At 39.5% G+C, this 23,695-nt stretch carries 19 protein-coding genes; 14 read left to right on the top strand and 5 right to left on the bottom strand.

The genetic code is table 11. The annotated features are described in order from the left end of the window. The first annotated feature begins 11 nt into the window (after positions 1-11). From ACFVAD_RS12065 to ACFVAD_RS12050, 4 genes are all read left to right on the top strand, one after another. Positions 12-608 (top strand): class I SAM-dependent methyltransferase, encoded by a 597-nt coding sequence (locus tag ACFVAD_RS12065; RefSeq protein ID WP_386640030.1) that lies wholly within the window; start codon positions 12-14, stop codon positions 606-608. A 104-nt stretch (positions 609-712) separates the two neighbouring features. Then, positions 713-1,168, top strand: a complete 456-nt coding sequence (locus ACFVAD_RS12060) for a GNAT family N-acetyltransferase (protein WP_386640027.1) — start codon at positions 713-715, stop codon at positions 1,166-1,168. 237 nt (positions 1,169-1,405) lie between these two features. Then, positions 1,406-1,966, top strand: coding sequence for an isochorismatase family protein (locus ACFVAD_RS12055; RefSeq protein ID WP_386640311.1), 561 nt, complete (start codon positions 1,406-1,408; stop codon positions 1,964-1,966). A 159-nt stretch (positions 1,967-2,125) separates the two neighbouring features. Next, positions 2,126-2,314, top strand: coding sequence for a hypothetical protein (locus ACFVAD_RS12050; RefSeq protein ID WP_386640024.1), 189 nt, complete (start codon positions 2,126-2,128; stop codon positions 2,312-2,314). 25 nt (positions 2,315-2,339) lie between these two features. On the opposite strand, the gene ACFVAD_RS12045 is transcribed toward ACFVAD_RS12050, so the two are convergent. Beyond that, complete coding sequence (locus ACFVAD_RS12045) at positions 2,340-2,657, bottom strand: 2-acyl-glycerophospho-ethanolamine acyltransferase (protein ID WP_386640021.1); 318 nt, start codon at positions 2,655-2,657, stop codon at positions 2,340-2,342. 126 nt (positions 2,658-2,783) lie between these two features. Here ACFVAD_RS12045 and ACFVAD_RS12040 point away from each other — a divergent pair, with 126 nt between their 5' ends. Both ACFVAD_RS12040 and ACFVAD_RS12035 read left to right on the top strand, forming a co-directional pair. Beyond that, positions 2,784-2,966 (top strand): hypothetical protein, encoded by a 183-nt coding sequence (locus ACFVAD_RS12040; protein ID WP_224838101.1) that lies wholly within the window; start codon positions 2,784-2,786, stop codon positions 2,964-2,966. Positions 2,967-3,242: 276 nt separating this feature from the next. After that, the gene (locus ACFVAD_RS12035) at positions 3,243-7,097 is read left to right on the top strand and encodes a carbohydrate binding domain-containing protein (RefSeq protein WP_386640017.1); all 3,855 of its coding nucleotides are present in this window, start codon (positions 3,243-3,245) and stop codon (positions 7,095-7,097) included. A gap of 114 nt (positions 7,098-7,211) precedes the next feature. On the opposite strand, the gene ACFVAD_RS12030 is transcribed toward ACFVAD_RS12035, so the two are convergent. The 3 genes from ACFVAD_RS12030 to ACFVAD_RS12020 all read right to left on the bottom strand — a co-directional run bounded on the left by ACFVAD_RS12030 (position 7,212) and on the right by ACFVAD_RS12020 (position 13,077). Continuing rightward, positions 7,212-10,259 carry an FIMAH domain-containing protein gene (locus ACFVAD_RS12030; RefSeq protein ID WP_386640015.1) on the bottom strand — a complete coding sequence of 1,016 codons (3,048 nt, stop codon included), beginning with the start codon at positions 10,257-10,259 and terminating at the stop codon, positions 7,212-7,214. A 409-nt stretch (positions 10,260-10,668) separates the two neighbouring features. Next, a complete protein-coding gene (locus ACFVAD_RS12025) occupies positions 10,669-12,264 on the bottom strand; it encodes an FAD-dependent oxidoreductase (RefSeq protein WP_386640013.1) in 1,596 nt (531 codons plus the stop codon). Positions 12,265-12,456: 192 nt separating this feature from the next. Then, complete coding sequence (locus tag ACFVAD_RS12020) at positions 12,457-13,077, bottom strand: YesL family protein (protein WP_386640011.1); 621 nt, start codon at positions 13,075-13,077, stop codon at positions 12,457-12,459. 448 nt (positions 13,078-13,525) lie between these two features. Here ACFVAD_RS12020 and ACFVAD_RS12015 point away from each other — a divergent pair, with 448 nt between their 5' ends. From ACFVAD_RS12015 to ACFVAD_RS12000, 4 genes are all read left to right on the top strand, one after another. Next, positions 13,526-14,785, top strand: coding sequence for a sugar ABC transporter substrate-binding protein (locus ACFVAD_RS12015; protein WP_386640009.1), 1,260 nt, complete (start codon positions 13,526-13,528; stop codon positions 14,783-14,785). A gap of 171 nt (positions 14,786-14,956) precedes the next feature. Next, a complete protein-coding gene (locus ACFVAD_RS12010; RefSeq protein WP_386640307.1) occupies positions 14,957-15,844 on the top strand; it encodes a carbohydrate ABC transporter permease in 888 nt (295 codons plus the stop codon). Between the two features lie 34 nt (positions 15,845-15,878). After that, entirely contained in the window at positions 15,879-16,685 is an 807-nt protein-coding gene (locus ACFVAD_RS12005) for a carbohydrate ABC transporter permease (protein WP_224838106.1), read from the top strand. Positions 16,686-16,714: 29 nt separating this feature from the next. Then, entirely contained in the window at positions 16,715-17,620 is a 906-nt protein-coding gene (locus tag ACFVAD_RS12000) for a Gfo/Idh/MocA family protein (RefSeq protein WP_386640005.1), read from the top strand. Positions 17,621-17,704: 84 nt separating this feature from the next. Here the strand turns inward: ACFVAD_RS12000 and ACFVAD_RS11995 are convergent, their stop codons facing one another. Next, complete coding sequence (locus tag ACFVAD_RS11995; RefSeq protein ID WP_386640002.1) at positions 17,705-19,063, bottom strand: nucleotidyl cyclase domain-containing protein; 1,359 nt, start codon at positions 19,061-19,063, stop codon at positions 17,705-17,707. A 299-nt stretch (positions 19,064-19,362) separates the two neighbouring features. Between ACFVAD_RS11995 and ACFVAD_RS11990 the strand changes: the two genes are divergently transcribed. The 4 genes from ACFVAD_RS11990 to nagA all read left to right on the top strand — a co-directional run bounded on the left by ACFVAD_RS11990 (position 19,363) and on the right by nagA (position 23,688). Continuing rightward, positions 19,363-20,379, top strand: a complete 1,017-nt coding sequence (locus ACFVAD_RS11990) for an NAD-dependent epimerase/dehydratase family protein (RefSeq protein ID WP_386639999.1) — start codon at positions 19,363-19,365, stop codon at positions 20,377-20,379. Further along, a complete protein-coding gene (locus ACFVAD_RS11985) occupies positions 20,379-21,434 on the top strand; it encodes a dihydrodipicolinate synthase family protein (protein ID WP_386639996.1) in 1,056 nt (351 codons plus the stop codon). The genes ACFVAD_RS11990 and ACFVAD_RS11985 overlap by 1 nt, the downstream gene beginning before the upstream one ends. Positions 21,435-21,455: 21 nt before the next feature. Beyond that, complete coding sequence (locus tag ACFVAD_RS11980) at positions 21,456-22,460, top strand: zinc-dependent alcohol dehydrogenase (protein ID WP_386639993.1); 1,005 nt, start codon at positions 21,456-21,458, stop codon at positions 22,458-22,460. A 73-nt stretch (positions 22,461-22,533) separates the two neighbouring features. Further along, positions 22,534-23,688: an N-acetylglucosamine-6-phosphate deacetylase gene (nagA, locus tag ACFVAD_RS11975; protein ID WP_386639991.1), complete on the top strand. Its 1,155-nt coding sequence runs from the start codon at positions 22,534-22,536 to the stop codon at positions 23,686-23,688. The last annotated feature ends 7 nt before the right edge of the window (positions 23,689-23,695 follow it).

Here is a 23,695-nt window from a genome sequence, read left to right as displayed (position 1 = left end):
GGGAGTGCAGTATGGAAAATAATGTTTTTGAACAGATGGCAAAAAGATATGATACAGAAGAAAGAATGGAATTGGCTAAAGTTATAGTGAAGGAAGTAAGACCAGAATTACAAAATAGTCTATCAAAGTCTTTAATAGACTATGGAAGTGGTACCGGCCTGGTCAGCTTGGAATTATCAGATCTAGTAGATTCTATTTTGTTGGTGGATTCATCAGAACAAATGTTGGAGGTTGCGAAAGCAAAAATTTCTCACAGAGGAATCACCAACTCAAAAGTTCTTTATTCAGATTTCACCAAGGAAACTCCTGAACTCAGGGCAGACATCGTGTTACTTTCACTCGTCCTTCTTCATATTCCTGATACTGATAAAATTTTACAAGAATTGTTCAACATTTTAAATGATGATGGCAAGCTCATCATTATTGATTTTGACAAAAACGATCAAATATATCATCCGAAAGTACATAACGGTTTTTCGCATGATGACCTGAAAAATAGATTATCCGAAGTTGGATTCAACTCAATTGAAATGAAGACTTTCTATCATGGAAAGGGTATTTTCATGAAACAGGATGCCTCCATGTTTATATCCAGTTGTGTTAAGTGATGTCATTTTTAATAAGATTTGATTATGCCTTGCGATAAAGAATTTACAATTAACGAATGGTCATCGATAAGCTAGTATAAAGGGGAGTTTAAGGGGGGAGTATCATGGAAATTTCGTTTAGGATAGCTACTGAACATGATGTGGATACAATCGTGAAAATGCTTGCCAATGATCCTTTGGGCAGTAAAAGGGAGCGATACGAACAGCCGCTTCCGGAAAGCTACAAAAATGCGTTTCAAGCCATTTCATCAGACCCCAATAATGAGCTGATAGTTGCCTGTCACAACAATGAAGTTATAGGTGTCCAACAAATTACCTTCACTCCCTATCTAACACATCAAGGTAGCTGGAGAGCGACCATTGAAGGAGTCAGGACTTTATCTACAGAACGTGGCAAAGGGATAGGCTCTGACCTGATCCGTTTCGCCATTCAACGGGCAAAGGAACGTGGCTGTCATTTGATCCAACTCACAACGGATAAACAACGGGAAGATGCATTGCGATTTTATGAACGACTAGGGTTTGAAGCCACACATGAAGGTTTAAAGATGAAACTTTGATTGAGATTTATTCCATAAAGCTTTGGCTGATTGAACAGTCAGGGCTTTTTATATTCTTTATAAACTAATTATGTTAAAATTTAATTGTAAGAAAATTATAAAATCTACAACGGATACATACAGGGGGTTGATATTATGATAAACATGAAATTAATCGGCGGGAAAATTATGAAGGGGAATACGTCGAACTAAATTTATAGTCAAGCGTTTCCCCACATTTGAAAGGGGAAAACTATGTTGAAACAGATATTATTGATTATTGATGCCCAGCAGGAATTAATGGATGGGAATCAAGAAAGTGCGGCGGTTTTTAAAAAAGAGCAACTAATTAGGAATATAAATCTAGTGATTGAAAAAGCAGCAGAATCCGGTGTTGAAGTTGTCTTTGTCAGGGATGTGGATGTTGCTGAAGGTAAAGGAAAAGGATTTCAGATCCACAATGAAATCAAGGTTCCTATGGATGTTAAGATTTTTGATAAAGCTGCAACGAATGCCTTCCATGGAACAGGATTATTAGATTACTTACGGTCACAAAACATCAAGCATACAGTTATTATGGGATGTGCAACACAGCACTGTATAGATAGTGCGGTTAGAACTGCCACCATCAGTGGAATGGATGTCACATTGGTTGGTGATGGACATTCAACAACAAGCAATGACATTTTAAGTGCAGAACAAATAATACTGCATCATAATAAAACGCTTAATGGCCATTACAATGTGGACCATTTTTCAGTTGTCAGAAATGCAGAAGAAGATTTGTTTCATCCTACTCACGATTCATATAGGGAATAAATTAGAATGACTTTGATAGTTAAAATCAAGGCATAAAGAAAAAAGCTATCATCCCCAAGTTACACGTGGAAAGATAGCTTTTTCTCAGTAAGATGATAGAAAAATGAAACTTTTTACATTACTGTTTCGTAAACTATAGTAAATATAAGGAGGGATTCGATGATCTGGTTATTTATCATAGTTCCTGTAGTGATCCTTTTGGGTATCGTGATTTTCATGGATAAGAAGAATAAAGGGTTGGGCAGTGCGCCTGATGTTAATAAAGGGAATCATAGCATAGAGACGGAAACAACAAGGAATCAGTTTTACCACAGTAATGGTGGAAGTGATGGTGGCGGTAATAGCTAAATGGTCGACCAAGCTATCCAATCGTTTAAGGTGCGCTTCTAAAGAATTCATCTATAAACTCCATCACAAAACCATATAGTACAAGACTGATCGGCAATACATTGACAGTAAGGGCAAATATCCTTTTCGCTAAATTTTCTTTACTGAACATGGAAAGGGTACTTACTGGAATACTGGCCAAGGAGATCAGAAATGCAATCGATGCAATGGATTTTACAATTGGAGCCAGGCTGTTGCCTGCAGTTGTTGATAATAGGAAAAAACATATGGGAAGTGAAATGATAGTCACCATTGCAATATAGAACGAAACTGTAGTGAAAATTTTTAAATCCTGTCTCCCCAATTAAATCGCCTCCCATTTTATCCTTACTTTATGATACCAGATAATGACATTGATGCTGAACTTAAAGCTATAATGTATATTTCTCCCTTGAAATTTCATACTAAAAGTTGAAAAGGAGGGATACTTATGGCAAAACGAAATGGCAAAACAGATGCAGAGCAAAAGAATAAAAAAGGCTTCGACTCAAGCAAAACGGATTCGGAATTCTCCAAGGAATTAGGCAGTGCAGCTGCCAACCGAGCACATAAAGAGAAAGCCAAGGAAGAAAAAGCATCCAAGAACCAAGGGGAATGGAATGGGATGAACTGATTAACATCCAGAATTCACCTTAACAAAAAGTAAAACGTCTTCAATCCTAGTGTACAGGCGGGATTGAAGGCTTTTTTTATTTGCAACACTTACGACTTTAAACGCACACGTAGTAATTAAGAACTAATCCTTATTACTTAAGTTATATTTCGCCACATTCTCGACAATGTACATCAACAGGGAATTTTAGCGTTGAGGAGAATTAACACTGAATAAGAGAAGGAGGGGAGTTAATAGGTCAGTCACAAATAAATAATAAAAATAGGGAGGTTTCCAGTGAAGAAACTAAATTTTAAAAAACAGATTGTGCTTTCTTTCTGTCTTATACTTATTTTGAGCTTATTTGCTCCATATAACTTATCATATTCACAATCAATAGGTAGCAGTGCTGCTTCTGGGCCAGTTATCAATGGGGGGTTTGAAGAGGTTGTGATCCCTGGTTGGAGTCTTGTCACGAATAATCCATCAACAAATATTGCTATTAGTGATGAAAGAACGTATACAGGATTAAAAAGCCTGCATTTTAAAGATTCAAATAGTAACAATCCTGGTGGTAATCTGCAGGTGACAAGTGATAAGATACCGGTTTCCCCGGGGGAGTCTTATAAAGCAAAAGCATTTGTAAACGTGGTTAGCCAATCTCATAGTATTGGATTTGAAGTTCATTATTTTAATGATGAAAATCAAAGGGTAGGATCAGCTACATTTATCAATTTTTCATCGGCAGTTTTAGGAACAAATGAATGGACAGAAATAACTGTACCTTTCACTGCTCAGGATGGGGCAACAAAGGTTGAACTTCGATTCAACTCCGGTCATCCTTCTAACACGGAAGCTTATTTTGATGATGTGAAAATTATGAAGGTTTCGGATTCCACTGAGACATTCCCGATAAACGCTTCCTTTGAAGAGGAAGTTGTATATCCAGGATGGAGTCTTGTAACCAATAATCCATCAACGAGTATCGCATTCAGTGAGGATAGAGCCCACACTGGAAACAAAAGTTTATATTTTAATGATGAAAATAACAATGATTCAGGTGGTAATTTACAGGTAACAAGTGAAAAGGTTGCTGTCACAGCAGGGGAGTCTTATGTTGCGAAGGCATTTGTAAATGTTGTCAGACAGTCACATAGCATTGGTTATGAAGTTCATTATTTTAACGATGAAGATATAAAGGTAGGAACTGCGACTTTTTTAAACTTCCGGTCCGCAGACCTCGGAACAAACCAATGGACTGAAATTCAGGTGCCTTTTGAACTTCCAGAGGGTGCTTCAAAAGTTGAACTCCGGTTTAACTCGGGTCATCCTTCCGTCACGGAAGCTTATTTTGATGATGTAACAATTGAAAGTTCATCTATTGAAGAACCTCCATCCGAGGATATTAACATGGAAGTCGAGAATCCAGGCTTTGAAGAGGAAGTGATAGACCGGAACATTCCAGGCTGGACATCGGAGTTTGAAGGACCAGGCATCCAAATTAGTACGGAACGAGCTCGTTCAGGTGTGCAAAGCCTACACTTACACGATGCAACAGATCAAGCTGGCGTGAGTATATTAAGTGATAAAATAGCAGTTGATGCAGGTGCATCCTATCTAATGACCGTCTATTCAAATGTTGTGAGACAGACACATAATGTCGTGACCGAAATTCGTTATTTCGATGAAAGCAATAATAGAATAGCGGAACATAGAGAACTTAAAAGAAACTTACCGACAAATGAATGGGTCGATTTAAAGGTATTTAGTGTTGTTCCAGAAAATGCTTCCTATGCAAGACTAGCATTCTATTCTGGTGGTATCAGTTTTACAGAGGTATATTTTGATGATGTTACATTCGGAAAAGTGACTGATGACTCTCAATTTGATCGTGAATATGCCGATCCTATTAATCTGGGAGAAATGGTTCATGTTCAATTAGGGCAAGCAGGAGCCATTCAAGAAAACAGTTTGGGTGAGAATGAAGTATATTATCATTCAAATGGTCATCCAGGAACCTTCTCGGTTTTAGATGCTGAAACTGGGGAGCTTAAGTTTTCGAAAGTTATCGAAAATACAGAAGCCGTTTGGGCGATGACAATTGGTTCTGATAAGAATGTGTACTTCGCCGGTACATCTGATGGGAAATTATATCGTTATGTTCCAGAACGAAAAGAAGTCCAAGACCTCGGAGCAAATCCTACCGGCGCTTGGGTCTGGGATATAGAAGCTACAGAAGATGGTAAGATTTATGGTGCCACATATCCAGGTGCTGGTGTTTTCGAGTATGATATCAGCACAGGTCAATTCCAAGATTTTGGCAGTGTCACCAACCAGGATTATGCACGTGGATTGGCTGTTGATGGGGATTATATTTACGTCGGAATCGGAACAACGAAGCATCTGTATAAGATTAATCGACATACTGGTGAAAAAGAAGAGCTTCTTATCGAAGGGCAATCAGGAGAAAATGGAATCATCCAAGATATTTGGGTGGTCAATGGAAAGCTTCTTGTGGCTGTATCAACCATTAATATGCTTGTCATTGATCCTGAAACAATGGAAGTTGAGGGTTCGTTCCAATTTAGTAATATGATTTCTGAACCTGATCCGACTCAGCCGAATATGATTTATTACAAAAATGGAACACAATTGTACAAATATGACCTTAATACGAACGAAGAAACGTTAATTGAGGGACTTCCGGTTCTTCCAGATACACCTCGCGTGAAGGACATGGCTTGGATTACGTTATCTAGTGGCAAAACAGCAGTGGCCATGGTCACACAATATGGCGAATATATGCTTTATCATCCGGATACGAATGAGTTGTCGTTTGTCGCTTTAGACCTTGCTGCAACTGCTGTAGCTATTCAAGCACTTGAAGCGGGTCCTGATGGAAAGCTATATATGGGTGGGTATCAGCGAGGTATGAGTGTGTTTGATCCATTTAATGAAAAAATTGAAGTGAATGTTTCTTCCTTTGCCCAACCGGAGGGAATTGGATTCTTGAATGATACTGTCTATTTTGGTACTTATGTAGGGGCCATCATGTATAGCTATGATCCAAATCAGCCAGTTGACTTAAATAGCAATCCAAAGCTTGAATATGATATTAAAGACGAACAAGACCGTCCTTTTGCCATCACATCAGGTGATAACAAGCTTTTTGTTGGAACGATCCCTGATTATGGTGTGTTAGGTGGAGCCCTTGCTATTTATGATGCTGAAACAGATGAATGGACACAGGAACGAAATATTGTTCAGGATCAAAGTATTATTAGCTTGGCCTATCACGGAGGTAAGCTATATGGGGGAACATCCGTATGGGGTGGACTAGGGAAAGAGCCTAAAGCCCAAGAAGCAAAAATCTTTGTATGGGATGTTGAAAAAGGTGAGAAAATTACAGAATTCACACCTGAAATCCCTGGGATTGATGCAACACCTCGCATGATTGGAGATTTATCAATCGGGCCTGATGGATACTTATGGGGTGCAGTTGAAGGAACAATCTTTAAAATGAATCCTGAAACCTATGAGGTTGTAGACAGCAAGGTCATTCGCCCAAGCTTATATAACAGCAGTAAATGGGTTCCTTACCACCTTGAATGGGGACCAGATGGCATGTTGTATACAACTTTATCACGTAGTCTAATAGTGATTGATCCCGAAACATTAGATTACAAAGTGCTTGTAGAGGACTTCATGAACAGCATGACTGTGGGGGTAGACGGAAGCATTTATTATGCGCTTGGAAGTGAGCTTTATAAAATTCCAGTACCTGAGACAGATGCAACCTTAACAGCGATTAGCATTGATGGTGAAGTAATTGAAGGCTTCCAACCAGGCAAACTGAACTATACCATACATGCTGACCCAACAGAAAACATATTAGTTGAAACAGCACAGTCAGGCGCAGATGTTGAAATCGTCCATGCATCTGAGGCAACAGAAATAATTGTAACGGGAACAGATGGTATTTCTTCGATTACCTATACAATCAAATGGTCAAATGAATCATGCAAGCCTGGGAGACCAGACAGACCTGGCAAACCGGAAAATCCAGGTAAACCAGCTCAACCGTGTAAGCCGGTAAAGCCTGGAAAACCGGAAAAACCGGGCAAATCTGCCCCCCTCGGTAGGAAAGAATAACTGCAATGTAGGATGCCTGGAGATTTCTCCAGGCCTTTTGAATTTCATCAGAGAAATTGTAACAACCCAAAAAAGGTTTTCTGCCTGCGCAGAAAACCTTTTTACAATTATTATTTACTCACTAAATGTTTCTTCAATAAAATTAATGTTGCTGTGTAATGTCTTTTTGATTGATTCATCAACATCACTATTATCTAGATGCTTCCGGAAATCTCCAAGATGCTTGATCGCTTGGTCCGTTCTTCCTTTTTGGTAATGGTGTTTTGCTTGTGCTAAGCGACTTGTCAGTTGTTTCATTAAGGAGTGTGGAATGTTTCCAGATTCCTCGAGTCCCATGATTTGTTCTGTCAATGTATCTGTTGTGACTTCGATTGTTACAGTGATTGTATTCGTTGTGATTGTTTCCCCATTATAGGAAACTGTTGCATAAATCTCTGTTGTTCCAGCATTTCTACCGATCATTCTTCCAACCTCAACCGTAGCGGCATCAGGGTTGGAATTGTTCCAAGTAACTTCGGCACCAGCAAGATCGATTGCTTTTCCATTCACAAGTGTAATAGTTAAATCTATCGTCTGTTCAGTACCTTGCAGCATGACGTCACTTTCTACTGCCAATGTCCCCTTATCTAGTGGCACAGGTAATTGGTAAAGATTCTCGTCAGCTGTATAATAAATATTTCCTTCGTTATCAAGCGTCATTAATTGAACTGTACCTGTCACGAGCTGTTTACTTTTCATCGTTTCAGGATCTATGACTGTCAATTTCCGTCCTGCAGTTGTATAAAGATAGCCTTGATCATCCCAACGGATAAAAAATGGTCGCCATTGACTTCCTCTGTGTGTCCCTTTATACAATTCGGTACTTTTAATGATTTCCCTATTGTCGGGATTCATGGCGAAAACCACCGTGTTATTGACACCTGCTGCGTCCAGTCCCCAAGCTATTCCCCAAAGGTTTCCATCTGGTCCGATTGATAGCTCCCCGATCATATCCGGTTTGGCGATGCCTGCCACTTCCAGGTCGAATACTTCATGTGTACCAGATTCTACATCATACTCAAACATTTTTGCCTTTGTTTCGGTTGGAGTGATTCCCAGCCCGCCTGAAAGGCTGGAGCCTCCAAATACTTTCCCTTCTTTAAAGGCCAGTCCAACGATGCTCTGGTTTTCTATGATATGACGGATGGTATTCCATTCATCTGTAACAGTATCATATATCGTCAACCCTCCGCCTAATCTGCCATAATCAGGAATGGTGCCGACAAAGAGCTTATCTTCTCCAGAGGTAAACGTAAATGGCCTGCTTTGGTCATCACCGATATCATGCACCATCTTTGGATTATCAGCATTTCCACCGCCTGAATAGTCAAAAGGAAGGTTTGGGTCATATTTAAAAATCCTCGCTCCGCCATACGTACCTAGAAAAACTTCTCCGTTTAGAAACCCGATTCCCTCAATCTGGTGGGGATCCCGTTCATGAAGGATATATTCATCAATGGAAGTATCATAAATTCCGAAAGAACCTTGGTATCCACCCATATAGATTTTTTGGTCTTCACTGATTTCCATGCTTTGCATTAAAAGGCCTTGCATCTCAACTTCAGGGTAACTGACTGTCACATTATTTGTAGTAGGATCAAAGATTGTATATTCGATTTGATGATGTAAAATGGCCAACACATCTTTACCATTCTCATCCTTTATCCAACGAATTGCTTTGGCAGGAGTAGGAGGTAATTGTACAGTTGGTTCTACTTTTGCTGTCTCATGTGTTGTCATATCATATGTCCATAATTGCTGTGTATTTTTATTAATATAGTAAATTATATTTTCATCATACGGTGAAGGCGATGAAATGAGTCCATCAAAGGCATTTTCATCCTGCCAATTCATCGTGTTCTTTTCTTCGCTTGTTGTCTTGTCGATTGTAACCATTGACGTCCCATACGCCACAAAAATGTTATTTCCATATTCCCAAATGTTCGATATTTGAGTAGATACGCCTGTGATCGGTAATTGGATTTCGTTTCTTTCACCTGTTGCCAGATCCATTTTCATCAAATAAGCAGTTGTACCGGTCCCTACATAAAGGCTTTCATCGGTAATTCCAAGTCCCCGTGCATATTGTTGGCCTTCATAAAAAGTACCGAGGTCTGTAAATTGAGCAGAATCAATGTCATATTCAAACACCTTAGCATTTGGATATGTTGCCCCGTAGAGCTTGCCATCCTTTGAAGCCTCTAACTGCCAAACCCAGTTATCTGATGGGTTTTTCCCAACCTGCTCAAGACGTTGTTCCTCCACGACATATCTGTATAGTATTCCGTTATAGGTACCCGCGAAATATACATTGCCATCAGCTCCGATGACCATTGCCCAAACAACGTCACTCCCCGGCAATTCCTGGGAAAAAATCTTTTTTCCAGTTAAAGCATCAGTGGCATAAAATGTTGCTGGTGATCCGTTTGTTGCATAATAGACCTCGCCATCCCCAATGGCTACCCCTTGGGATTTAGCTGCCAAAGCAGCAGGGCCATGATTGATGGGATCCCCATATTCAATAGGGAAATCCAATGTATTAGATTCCTTTTCAAAAAGCTTCACATCATCATAATACCCTTTCATATTGGAGGTGGAAGGCTGATAAATAAACACTTTGACACCTGTAGCGCCAGCTGGGGCCGTTGCTTCGATTTCAACTGTCTGCCACTCATTGAAAATTGAAACGTCAAAGTATTTAGGGGTGTCAACAAAATTCTTTTCTTGATCGTTATACCAGCGAAGCCAAATGCCTGGTTTTCCTTTTAACTCTTCTACATAAAGCTGTGCAGATAATTTATATTGAGTCCCTTCAGTAATATCGATTTCCTGACTGAATAGTCCCACTACACCATTGTTATCGACCGCTAGACTTTGATTTCCCTCATACACAACTTCATCTGATATCTTCATTCCTGTTTTAAGCCCACCAGACCAATAAACCCATGATGGCAGATTTGTTTCAGAGGCAGGTTCTGTTTCAAAGTCTCCATTGACTACACTCAGCTCGTTCCACTTATCATTGGTTGCAGCTGAAATGGCCGACTGTTTAAAAGGAAGAGTTGATACTATTAGAATCACCGCTAGCAAAGAGACATAAAAGCTTTTTAGTGTAGATTTCATACTGATCCTCCTTGAATTTTTATGATTTGTGACTTGAATATTTCCTCATAGGAAAGATCCATAAGGGATACTTAGCTATTCTGCTAAAACTATTTAAGTAAGATATTCACCTCCACTTTTTTCACCTACTCACCGAGTTCAGTTTTGAGAATAGGTTAGAACCGATAGAATTCTGACTATTAAAAAAACTATTAGATTTCAGTTAAAGAATATATAAGGATACTAGTCTTTAATATGACGATAATATTTTTGGTACTTTGGATTCAGGGTGTTATACCTAGATGACGAATTGCTTGTAAGAGATTTCGCATGCTCCAAACTGGGGAAGGAGGAAGGAGAGGTGTTCAGTTAAAATAATAAAGGACTACATATGCATTATAGGTGCTTGTAGTCCTTTAGGATCATTAGATTAAATTTTTCCAAAAGTGGATTTCATTCGCGATACGGGGTCATCTTCTATGGAATCATCCCATTGAAGGACTTGCCCGTGAGAGAGCAACTCTTTTTTCAACATATCGTATGGCACCTCTTGAACGGTTGTTTTTAGCTGCAGTGCTAAAGCGGCTGCAGCTCCAGCCGATTGGCCCAGGATCATGAACACTGGTTCCATTCGAATGGAACCATATGCGATATGTGAACTGGATAAACAAACTGGAACAAGCAAGTTGGTACATTCTTCAGCTTTCGGACGGAGTGAGCGATACGAAATAGGATAAGGTGAAATCGGTACCTCTACATCACCCTCATTATATACGCGTCCGTCGATGATCACTCTTCTGCAATGATGGGAATCCATTTGGTAGGAAGCGAGCCCTATGGAGTCTTCTACTGTCATATCTGCTAAACAATTGTGATCTGTCATCACATAGTCAGCAATCATTCTTCTTGCTTCCCGAATATATAACTGATGTGGCCAATGTCCAGTTCCTTCAAATTCATCACGTGCCAATCCCCATTCCCTGACCTCCTCCCGGATTGGTTTGGGAACTTGCTCGTCATTGGCTAAAAAATAGAGCATGCCGAGATTGTAGGTGAAATGGTCCTGGAAAATCCTTTCACGGGTTTCATAGCTTCCATCTGGCCATTCATGATTCATGCCGATGTTATCAGTCGAAAATCCGCCATAATTATTCAAGTCTGTCTTTCCGTTTGGCAGCATGATATGAAGGTTCATCGTATCCCATACACCTGAATTGATGTAACGTAATAATAGGGTATAACGTTCAGGGGCATAAGAAGGTGGTATAGGAAAAGGAACACGATTATCTGGGTTATTAGTCAAGCAGATCCGAAAATTGTAAGCTTGAATCCGATCATCTCCCATACCATGATATCCGAGTGTTTCATGGGTGGTATCTGTAATGCCTGGCAGCACGCCACTTGAAGGATCTTCTGGCTTTATATAGGGGTCAATCCACTTTTTAAACTGATGATGGGGATGTCCAAATTGAATGCCATTATAAGTTTCTTTATATGTCGCATTAGATTCTCTGCCCACGAAATATGTGACACCTGACTTTGCCATTAAGTCTCCTTCATAGCTGCAATCAATGAAAAAGTCCCCTTTATAGGCAGTTCCATCTTCCATCATGATTTCAATGATCTTAAGATTCTCTTTATTTACTCTTTCTAAGTGCTGGTTGAATACCACCTCTATTTTATGGTCATCTAACCACTTTTCGAATACATATTTAGCAGCCTTCGGTTCGAATGTCCATTGTTCAGCGGTATTGTAATATTTTCCTAGCTCTTGGAAAAAATCCTTTGATAAACCACCAATCGCTTCTTTTGCACCACTATCCGAGGCGCCCAAACCACTTGCTGTCATCCCGCCTATATGACGGCCGAATTCAGCGATGATGACAGTCATTCCCATTCGCTTAGCCTGTATGGCAGCTGTAATGCCAGCAGGCGTTGCCCCGTAAACGATTAAATCTCTCTTTATTACCTTTGGATCATAGGCCCTGGGAGTTGGCACATAGTAATGTAAATTGCTGAAATCCATTCGATTACCTCCTTTTGTAGGTATGCAGTTCTTTTATTAAGCTCAAATCTATTTAAAAGTGTAAAATAAAAACTGGATTAATCAAGACTATTAAACGTCTTTAAATACGCCGCATAGTGTTAGATCAGCAAGTATCGTATATAAAAAAAGAGTACTCACATTTGTGATCACTCTAAGAGGTACTCAATAATATTATTCTGTCATAACCTTTTTTCGGCTATTGATTTTGTTGATGGCACGGTTGCTGCTCCATGTGACGGCTACAGCCAAGACACTTCCTGTAAAAAAGGGGATGATCCCAGGTATGAACCATACGGTAATCATTAAAACCATACAAACTGTAAAAATGAGAATGGTTTCTAATAGAGATCCGGCTCCGATTAAAAACGCTTGTTTAATATAATGATAGAATTTCATCTCATATTTAATGTAAATAGGAAAGAAATACAATAAAGTCAGGATGTATGAAATGCCCAGAAAGCCGATCACCGGAAACAGCCAAATTAAATTGCTGCCATTCATTTGTATGAATAGCAAATCATAGATTAATAAATAACCAATGGCAATGAAGAATAGTCCGAATTTGTTAAGTGCTACGAATTCTTTTTTATAGATTTTCCAAAAAGTAGAGAAGATCTTTTCCACAGGTTCTTTGCCCAGCCACTTTTGTACAATTGTAAACATGGCTCCAGTAGAAGGGAATAGACCCAATACTCCCAAACCTAATAACGTAAAACCGATCCACAGTAAATTTAAATAGGCAACTTTTAGCATCCATACTGCATAGGTATTAAATTTCTCCCAACCAACCATCGAGTCACCTCACAATCCTCATTAAATGAGGAATTTATTTCCATGATATATAAAGACATTTAATAGACCAGTCACTTTAAAATAAAATAGAAAGTAACACGAAATATTTTAGTTGTATTATAGCATGAGTGAAAAAAGTGACAATTACAATTTTTTGAAAACAGGGAGGGTGATTTTCAAAAAGGCTTTGCGGATTTCATCAAACAAGCTTTACAGAGATAAATTATCTAGGACATTTATTAAAGACACTTTATAGACTTGTCACAATATTCAAAAAAACCTAGAATGTAACTATAGGAATTTTATGGTGCTGTTTATTGGCATCTGTTGTTAACGCTTTCAAAGTTTTTTCAACCAAGGGGATAAATTTAGAAAGGGGATGGAAAAACGCTTTAGTGGCTTCTTTAAAAGATCATACATTTTAAACTTAAACGGGGGGAATTTGTTCATGAAAAGAAAAAGTATTCTATCACTGGTAATGATGCTTACATTCAGCTTATTTCTGGCAGCTTGTAGTGACAAAGATGCGGGAACAAAATCGAATGACGGTAAAGTGGATGGTGAAATAACGGTTTGGGTACATCCATATACTGGTGATGCAAAAAAGGAAGAGGAAATGTGGAAAGAAATTACCGCTAATTATAATAAAGAGTTTCCGGATGTAAAGGTAAATATTGAAACAATTCCATGGTCTAATCGAGATCAAAAAGTATTAACTGCATTAGCTGCTAATAATGGCCCGGATGTTTTCTATGCGATTCCTGATCAAATGCCACAATATGCTGATGTAGGGATGCTGCTTGAATTGGATCCATACTTAGATGAAGCTGATCTTGAAGGATTTGTTGATTCAGCATTGGTATCAACAACATGGAAAGACAAGAAATATGGATTGCCTGTTCTACAGGAAGCTTATACATTCTTCTATAACTTGGATGTTGTAAAGGCGATAGGCGAAGACCCAACTAAGCTTCCTACTACTTGGGAAGAATTTGAAGCTTGGGCAGCGAAAGCAAAAGAAAAAGACTTCTACGCCTTATCTTACGCTGGCGGAGGGTCCATGAACGGTACGATTTATCCATGGATTTGGCAAGCGGGTGGAGATGTTGTCACACAGGATAGTGAAGTGAAGATCAATAGCGCAGATAGTGTCAAAGCCTTCGAAATCATTAACAAGATGTATCAAAACAAATATATCCCTGAGGATTCCATCACGGCAAGCAACCATAATGACTTATGGTTTGGTGGCCAGATAATGGCTATCCTGGGATCTGGAATTGACATCACAATGCTTAAAAAAGAAAATAAATTCGAATTCGCCATTGCAGAACCATTAACAAATAAAGAACAATTAACCTATGGTACGACAGGCATGTTCGTAGTTCCTTCCAACAGTGATAATCCTGATGCTGCAGCAGAATTTGTTAAAGCAGTAACAAATGCTGAAAACCAACGTGTCTTCAATAATGTTACTCAATATATACCGACTCAGGAAGAGGCTAAGGATATTTTTGATTCAAATGAAAATATGAGTCAGCTTTCCCAATATACACAATTTGCATTGCCGGGTGTGATCCATCCAAAGGGTCGTGCGATTATGCCATTTATTCAAGCAGAAGTTCAATCCATGATGGCTGGTGAAAAAACTCCACAAGAAGCAGCAGATGCAGCAGCTGAAAAAATTGAAGCTGAGTTAGCTAAGCCGTAAACGAATAGCTTCTTTATCAAGAGAGTTTTATTCCACTGTGAATAAAACTCTCTGTTACTTACAAAATGCTTTGTTAATTAAAAAAAGAAATAAGGTGATTACTTGGAAAAGGTCATAATCAATCAAAGCAAGCCGCCTTTATTAAATGACAAAAAAGTAAAGCCCCCTTTGATGAAAAGGATAAAAGAGGAGTGGAGAAGGAATGCACTCGTCTATATAGTACTTATTCCAGTCTTGGTGCATTTTTTCATCTTTCAAATATTCCCGTTCATTTATAGCTTCATATTAACGTTTTTACATTATCGTATCATTGGCACATCTGAATTTGTTGGATTGCGAAATTGGATTCAATTGTTTCAAGATGACATTGCGATGAAATCCATTTGGAATACCTTCTTATTTTCCTTCTATTATATAGTTCCTACCATGGCACTTGGTTTACTGCTGGCACTCGTCATTAAATCCGGGGTTCGATTTACAAAGTTCTTTAAAGGGGTGTTTTTCCTCCCGGTTGTTACATCGTTTGTTGTCATTGCAGGTATTTGGGATTGGATTTTTTCAGGCACTGAATCGGGTCTTATTAACTACATGCTGAGCTTTATAGGAGTTGAATCCCAATTATTTTTATCGGACTCTTCACAAGCACTCATTGTATTAGCGGGCCTGAGTATCTTCAAAGTTTCTGGAAGCACCATGATCTATTATTTTGCAGGTCTGCAGTCGATACCAAAGGATATGTATGAAGCAGCAAAAATCGATGGTGCTACATCGTTTAAATCTTTTTGGTTGATCACGTTCCCATTATTAAAACCGATTCATTTTTATGTATTGATCATTACAACAATCGGTTCTTTCCAAATCTTTGACTCTGCCTATCTATTAACAAGCGGGGGACCAAACTTCTCGACAAGTACGCTTGTATATCATTTATATAACATAGGGTTCACCAATCTGAATTTTAGCTATGCAGCCGTTTTATCCTACGTATTATTCGTGATTATCTTGATCATTTCTCTTATTCAAAGAAAATATTTCGGGAAAGATCAAAATATTTATTAATGAGCCAGCGTGATAGTAAGGGAGATGATATATCTTGTTTAAAAAAATCGTAAATTATGTTGTGCTTTTCTTCCTGGGATTTTGTTTTCTCCTTCCATTTTTAATAATGGTTTTAAGTTCATTCAAAGAAACGACTTTTGCCGCATTAGATCCATTATTCTGGATCCCGACCGATCCGTCATGGAATAACTTTATCTACCTCTTTAGGAATGACAATTTTCTGCGCTGGATATATAACTCAATGGTAATAACCATTATTCCTGTTTTTTCACAAATGTTCTTTGCAGGCTTATTAGGTTATATTTTCGCAAGAAAGCAATTCGTTGGCAGAGAATTCATTTTCTGGACATTCATGGCGGTCATCATGATTCCATCCCAATTGCTTATCATCCCGAAATTCATCATGTTTTCAAAATTTGGTTGGATCAATGAGTATCAAGCATTGATTGTCCCGGAACTTTGGGGAATCATGGGAGTATTTTTGGTGCGTCAATTCATGCAAGGCATCCCAATGGAATTGGATGAAGCCGCCCGGATGGATGGGGCTAATGATTTTCAAGTTTTCAGGAAAATCTATATGCCTTTGGCGTTTCCAGCCATTGCGACAGTCGGGACATTTTCATTTGTAGGTAACTGGAATGATTTATTTCAACCGTTGATTTATATGACGAATGAAAAGATGTATCCTATCACTGTGGGGTTAGCCTCTACGTTAAATAAAGAAGGCAACTTTGGGATAGAAATGGCGGGATCTACTATATCATTCATCCCGACCTTCTTAATCTTCTTATTCTTCCAGAAGTATTTTACCGAGGGCATACAGCTGTCAGGTCTGAAATAATTCGCTTGTGTTCATAGAGGGGAGAATATATGAGGAATGTGAAAATTGGGATGATTGGTCTTGATACTTCGCACGCGACTGCTTTTACAAAATTGTTGAATGATCCGACCCATCCCTATCATGTAAAAGGGGGAAAAGTTGTGATGGCTTTTCCCGTTAGGTCGGATGATTTTGAGTTAAGTTATTCCCGGATAAAAGGGATAACAAAGGAAGTGGAACAATGTGGTGTGCAAGTGGTTGATACAATCGAAGAGGTAGCAGACCATTGTGATGCTATTTTAGTAGAGTCGGTTGATGGTAGAGTCCACCGGGAACAAGTAAGCATATTGGCTCCATTCAAGAAGCCGATATTCATCGATAAGCCATTATGTTTACGTTCAACTGATGCCTTGGAAATAGTGAAACTGTCGGAGAGGTATGGTACTCCCATCATGAGCTCTTCAGCATTGCGATTTGCCCAAGACTTAAGGCGGGCACTTGCAACCGGGGATAAAGGCAATATCATCGGTGCTGACTGTTTTGGTCCCATGGAAATGGTTGAGACGCAGCCAGGCTATTTCTGGTACGGAATACATACAATTGAGATGCTCTATACAATTTTAGGGTGCGGATCGCAACATGTCACAGCGTTCTCCAATCAGGATACCGACTTGATTATTTCAAAATGGAAAGATGGCCGGATTGGCACGGTCAGGGGGAATAGATCGGGGAATTATCATTTTGGTGCAGTGATCCACTTTGAGAAAGGTAATGAATATGTACAAATAGACTCCTCTCAAAAGCCATTCTATGCTAGTTTATTAGAACAAATCCTAATGTTTTTCAATAGTGGTGAAACAATCATCCCGGTCGATGAAACCATGGAAATTATCCGTTTCATTGAAGCGGCGAATGAAAGCAGGGAGACCGGTAAAAGTGTAAGTGTTGGAGAATAGAAGAAGGGGGAAGGGATAACGGAAATGAAACAGCGGGTAAATATGCCCGCCGTTTCATCCATAGATTACTTAGTCTTTATTTTTTTATTCTTTGCCTTCGATAATAAAGCTAAGTCGATAAATTCTTCTTGGTCTTCCTTTATAGGTTATTTTTTCTTCTCCTACTATATCCACCAGATTTGCATCCATCCATTTTAATAGGATGCGATGAGCGCTTCTTGTAGTAATGTTCAAAGTTGTAGCCAGTTCTGGTGCCGTATAGTCGAATTTTTTATGACGTGCCACCCGTGCCATCAGCTTGGTCATATATGCAGCAGACATCCCAGCCTTTTCTGCTTTTTGAAGGAGTTCAGCATCCGTAATGGATAAATCATATTTCTCATATTGGGTATCCGTTATAATGTCTACCGGCCCTATTACACTCTGATCTTCCCGGACAATGTAGCAGACATTCCCGCCTAATTCTTTAGACTGACGCAATGCCAGTCTGGCGTGGCTACCTGCTTCAGCTGCTGAACGGCCGAATCCGATCCCGATGCTGATGGTCACACCGAGTTCGCTTTTGGCTGAATTCAGTAACGGAATGAATTTATAGCCCCTGGTCTCTCTTTCAAAGATTCCACGTGTCGTTATAAATGAAAATTCTTCTCCGCCTGAATTGATTAAATGACCATCTAACAGCTTTGTATAATTCAACATCATCTGTTGGAATTTCAACTTAAACATTTGTACTTCATGCTCTGTTTCGTATTTTTCAGTAGCTTTATCAAATTTATCAATATCAATGATTCCGAAAACGATTTGGGACTCTTTATTTTTTCGGGCTTCTGTTGCAAGCAAGGCACGTTCCAGGGAAACAATCAAATCCTGATATGTCGGTATCACCCATTCATTTGGAATGCCCAATTCAGTTAGTTTCAAGGAAACCTCCTGAATGCCGGTGATGGCAATGGACCCTGATGTCTGATAGTTGTCTGAGTGAAAATTAACCATCGATTCAATAGAACCGGCTTGACTGGAATGAGGGAACGACTTAAGGCTATAGCCCTCTTCACCTAGTTCAAAGAGAACTCGTTGGATGTATTTTTCTTCAACTGTATCAATGGTGAGAGTCTTTATATCATATTGACTATTAATTAAGAATAATGACCTATAAAGTCCCGTTCCCATCAAAGGGACATAGTGTGCTGGAATGGAAGGGTCCACAAGTTGCTTGGCTTTGAAATAGGTTGGGAACTCGGTGAACAAAAGGACTTCAGCTTTGTCAATCAAGTTTGAAATAGCTTCTGAGGTAAGGGTGGAAGGTGTAATATGCAGAAAAATCGGCTGGAAATTAGGAAAGGCTTCAAGCGCTTTCATTATTTCCTTCTCAAGTGCTTCAGGACCAACGATGCCGATGATTATTTCAGTACCGTTCCCTGCTAATTGATTCATTTTCATCATGTCAGCTCCAATAAAAGACACATTAATGATATGTCTTTAAATAATCTTATTACTAGAGTAAGTGGAACTTTTTGAATTGTCAAACTTTATTTTTCTGTTCAGAATTTTATCTTTCAGGGTGTGTAGTTATGTTACAAGTAAGTCTAATGTAGGATTTAGGCTGTCTCTCATTAAAAGACGTTTAAGTGACTTGTCTTTTAAAAATGCCGACTATAAAATGTAAATAATTATAATAATCAAACTTTATTCCTGCGTTTTTGGTTAGAAATCTAAAAAACTCATATGGTAGGAGGATTTAAATGAAAACGATTACAGAATTAGAAGATTTTATGTCAGCTCCCAGCGATGAATTGGTAAAAGACATCCAACAAGTTGATGGAGACATTATGATATTAGGTGTTAGTGGAAAAATGGGACCCACTTTAGCGAAAATGACAAAAAGAGCTATAGATCGAGCTGGTGTACCAAAAAGAGTGATTGGTGTCGCAAGGTTCTCTGATGAGAGTTTGATAGAGGAATTAGAGGGATTCGGGATTGAAACCATAAAGGCAGATCTTTTGAAGGAAGAAGCTCTTCAAAGCCTTCCGGATGTGAAAAATATCATCTATATGGCAGGTAATAAATTCGGGACGGTAGGTAATGAACATTATACATGGGGGATGAATGCCTATCTTCCTGGCAGGGTTGCTGAAAAGTTTAAAAACTCACGGATTGTAGCCTTTTCAACAGGCAATGTATATCCATTTACAACAGTCTCAAGCAATGACTGCACGGAAGATATTCCGCCAAACCCTGTTGGTGAATATGCCCAATCTTGCTTGGGAAGGGAACGCGTACTCACTTATTTCTCCCATAAGCATCAAACACCAATGGTGATTTTCAGATTGAATTATGCAATAGATATGCGGTATGGAGTACTTCTTGAAATTGCCAAACAAGTATACAATAGTACGCCCATCGATTTGACAATGGGGAATGTCAATGTAATTTGGCAGGGAGATGCTAATGAATATGCCATCCGCTCTTTATTACATACAGATCATCCACCAACAATCTTAAATGTGACAGGACCTGAAACCTTATCTGTAAGATGGCTGGCAAAAGAATTCGGAAAAAGAATGAAAAAGGACCCGATATTCGTCAATTCGGAAAATCCAACCGCACTGCTGAACAACGCTTCTAATGCCCATAAATTATTTGGCTATCCAAAAGTAACAATTCAACAAATGATCGATATGATTGCCGAGTGGGTAGTCAGTGATGGTCATACCCTAAATAAACCTACACACTTCCAAGAAAGAGAAGGTGCATTTTAATGCTAGGGGAGGCTGTCAAAAAAAAGCTTTTGGAAGGTACTGTCATTCCGGCACATCCACTGGCATTGACCCAGGATAGGCAGCTTGATGAGGCAGGTCAGCGCGCATTGACTCGTTATTATATCGATGCTGGAGTCGGAGGGATCGCTGTAGGGGTCCATACCACTCAGTTTGAAATCCGCGATCCTGAATTTGATCTTTATGAAAAAGTATTGACGATTGCCATCGAGGAAACAAAAAGTGCCGATGTTGCAGATGATTTTATCAAGGTTGCAGGGATCTGTGGACCAATCGAGCAAGCCGTGAGGGAAGCATCGTTCTGTAAAGAAATCGGCTATGATTTGGGGCTCCTGAGTATGGGCGGTTTACACCATTTGACTGAGGAAGAATTACTGGAACGAGCAAAAAAGGTTGCCGGGATCATCCCTCTATTCGGATTTTACTTACAGCCTGCAGTAGGCGGAAGGAATTTCTCTTATGATTTTTGGGAGAGGTTTGCCGCGATCCCAAATGTATATGCGATAAAAATTGCTCCATTTGATCGATATTGTTCGATCGATGTTGTCCGTGCCGTTTGCCATTCTCCTCGCAATGAGGAAATTGCCTTATACACCGGTAATGACGATAACATCATGAATGACCTGCTTACTACCTTCAAGTTTGCTATCGGAGATAGAATGGTGGAAAAGAATATTGTTGGAGGTCTTCTGGGGCATTGGTCCGTCTGGACAAAAAAAGTTGTCGAGTCCTTTGAAGAGATAAAAGAAGCCCGGAAGCAGGCCATGATTCCTGGTGACCTACTTACCCTTGGCCAACAAATAACAGATGCCAATGCAGCAATTTTTGATTCCCGCAATAGTTTCAAAGGAAGCATTGCCGGAATTAATGAGATTTTGGCGAGACAGGGGTTATTAAGGGGTAATTGGTGCTTGGCTAATCATGAAGTACTAAGCCCGGGGCAAGCAGAAGAGCTAGATCGGGTGTATAGCAGCTATCCGCACCTACATGATGATGAATTTGTGAAAGAAAATTTATCGAAGTGGTTCACTAAATAACAGATGGAAGAAGGATTCCGAATGAAAAGGATCGTAGCACACAACAAAAAGATTGAAATCATTGAGGATGAACTACCAAAGCTTGCAGGTAAACCATCTTATGTATTAATCAAAACGTTATATTCAGTCATTTCCCCTGGAACAGAGCTTACTATTCTTTCAAATAGTGAAAATAAGCAGGTTCATCTTGGGTATAGTGCGATGGGAGAAGTGGTGGAGTGCGGAAGTGATATCACGGATGTGAAAAAGGGTGATTTGGTAGCTTGTTATGGTGCTCCATATGTACATCATGATGAATATCTGCTAGTTCCAAAAACGTTGTATGCGAAGGTTCCTGACTCAGTGGATCCAAAGGAGGCTGCCCTTGGGGGACTGGGGGCAATCGCCATTCATGCGCTCCGGATCGCTAAACTGCAATTTGGGGAAACTGCAGTAATCGTAGGATTAGGGGTGTTAGGACAGCTGATTGCCAAAATCGCGAATGCAGCAGCATACAATGTCATAGCTTATGATTTACACGAAAGCCGTGTTGAAATGTTAAAGGGTGAAAACATTAAAGCATTTTCATCAGTGGAAGAAATGGAAGAAGCTATACGAGTTGAAACGAAGTCCCGTGGTGCCGATGCAGTTCTATTATGTACAGGCGGAAAACGATCTCCACTGACCCATGAGTGCCTGAAATGGATCCGCACTAAAGGAAAGGCAGTCATTGTCGGTGATATAGAACCTGATTTTCCAAGGAGTTTAATGTTTGGAAAAGAAGCGGAGCTGCTCATCTCCAGAGCAGGAGGTCCCGGCAGGTATGACAGTGTCTATGAAAGAGAAGCCATTGATTATCCTTATGAATATGTTCGCTGGACGGAAGGGCGAAATGTTGAAGAATATATCAGACTGATCAAAGAAAAACGGATAGATGTCCGAGCATTCATTTCAGAAGTAGTGGAACTTGAAGATGCACCAAAAGAGTTTGAAAAACTACTGGATAAAGAATCTACAACTCTTACACAATTGATTCATTATAAATAAGAATTATTCGAGTTTACCAGTAGAGGTGGCCAAAGCTTGATATAGAGGAAATGAACTGGGAAGGATTTTGTTCATGGAAGGTAACCATTTTTATTTAAAAGGAAATGTTGTTACAGATAAGAAAATAGAGAAAGGCATGCTTATCGAAATCAAAGCGGGTAAAATCATCTTCTTGGGAAAGCAAGCTGAAAACAATAGCTTGAATATTCCCAGCTATGAAGTAGAGGGATGGATCTGCCCAGGTTTTATTGATACGCATATTCACGGTCTGAATGGTCACGACTTTATGGACGGTACAAAGGAAGGTTTTTATCGCATTCAAGATGGACTCCCATACTATGGTGTTACAAGTTTTTTGTCAACATCCAGGGCTGCTCCATTAGAGGATCTTAAAACCTTCCTTTTGTTAAATAAACAAGTTGCAAAGGAGAAGCGCAAAGGGGCTCATTTGCTGGGGGTGCATCTGGAAGGTCCTTGGATCAATCCAAAATATAAAGGGGCCCAAAGAGCGGAGTACATGAAAGCCCCTGTTCAAGAGGACACAGATTTTATAATCCGATTGGCCGGAGAAATGCTCCAGATCGTAACATTGGCGCCGGAACTTCCAGAGGCAATGAAATTAATACAAGTATTAATTGAAGGAAAAGCAACTGTTTCTGCAGGACATACAGATGCCACCTATGAGGAAATCCAAGAAGCCATTTTTAAAGGTCTATCTAGAATGACCCATTGTTTCAATGCAATGGCACCGATCTCACACCGAAAATTAACAGCTGCTTTTGCAGCACTGGACCTAAAGGCTTTACATTGTGAAATCATAGCGGATGGCTTTCATGTACACCCAAAAATTGTTGAATTCCTTTATAAAATAAAAGGCGCAGACAACATTACCTTGATATCCGATTGTACCGGAACCAATCAATTACCTGACGGTTGTCATCAGATTGGTGGAAAAATCATCAATAAAAAAGATGGGAAAGTCACCTTGGATGATGGCCGACTTGCAGGAAGTTCATTGACCTTGAATAAGGCAGTTCAATACATTGTTGACAGCTGCAACATTCCAATAGAAGAAGCGGTGCAGATGGCCACATATAATCCGGCTGCAGTTTGCGGAGTAGGTGATAGGAAGGGAAGGATTGCATTGGGATATGATGCTGACCTGGTTCTTTTATCGAGGGAATTAGAAGTGGAGAACACAATTTTAGCTGGTGAATTTGTTTTTTAAGGTAATG

The organism is Sutcliffiella sp. NPDC057660, from assembly GCF_042800035.1.
Taxonomy (GTDB): Bacteria; Bacillota; Bacilli; order Bacillales; family Bacillaceae_I; genus Sutcliffiella_A.
The sequence above is the reverse complement of the archived record's forward strand: the minus strand, read 5'-3'. Positions and strand labels throughout refer to the sequence as shown.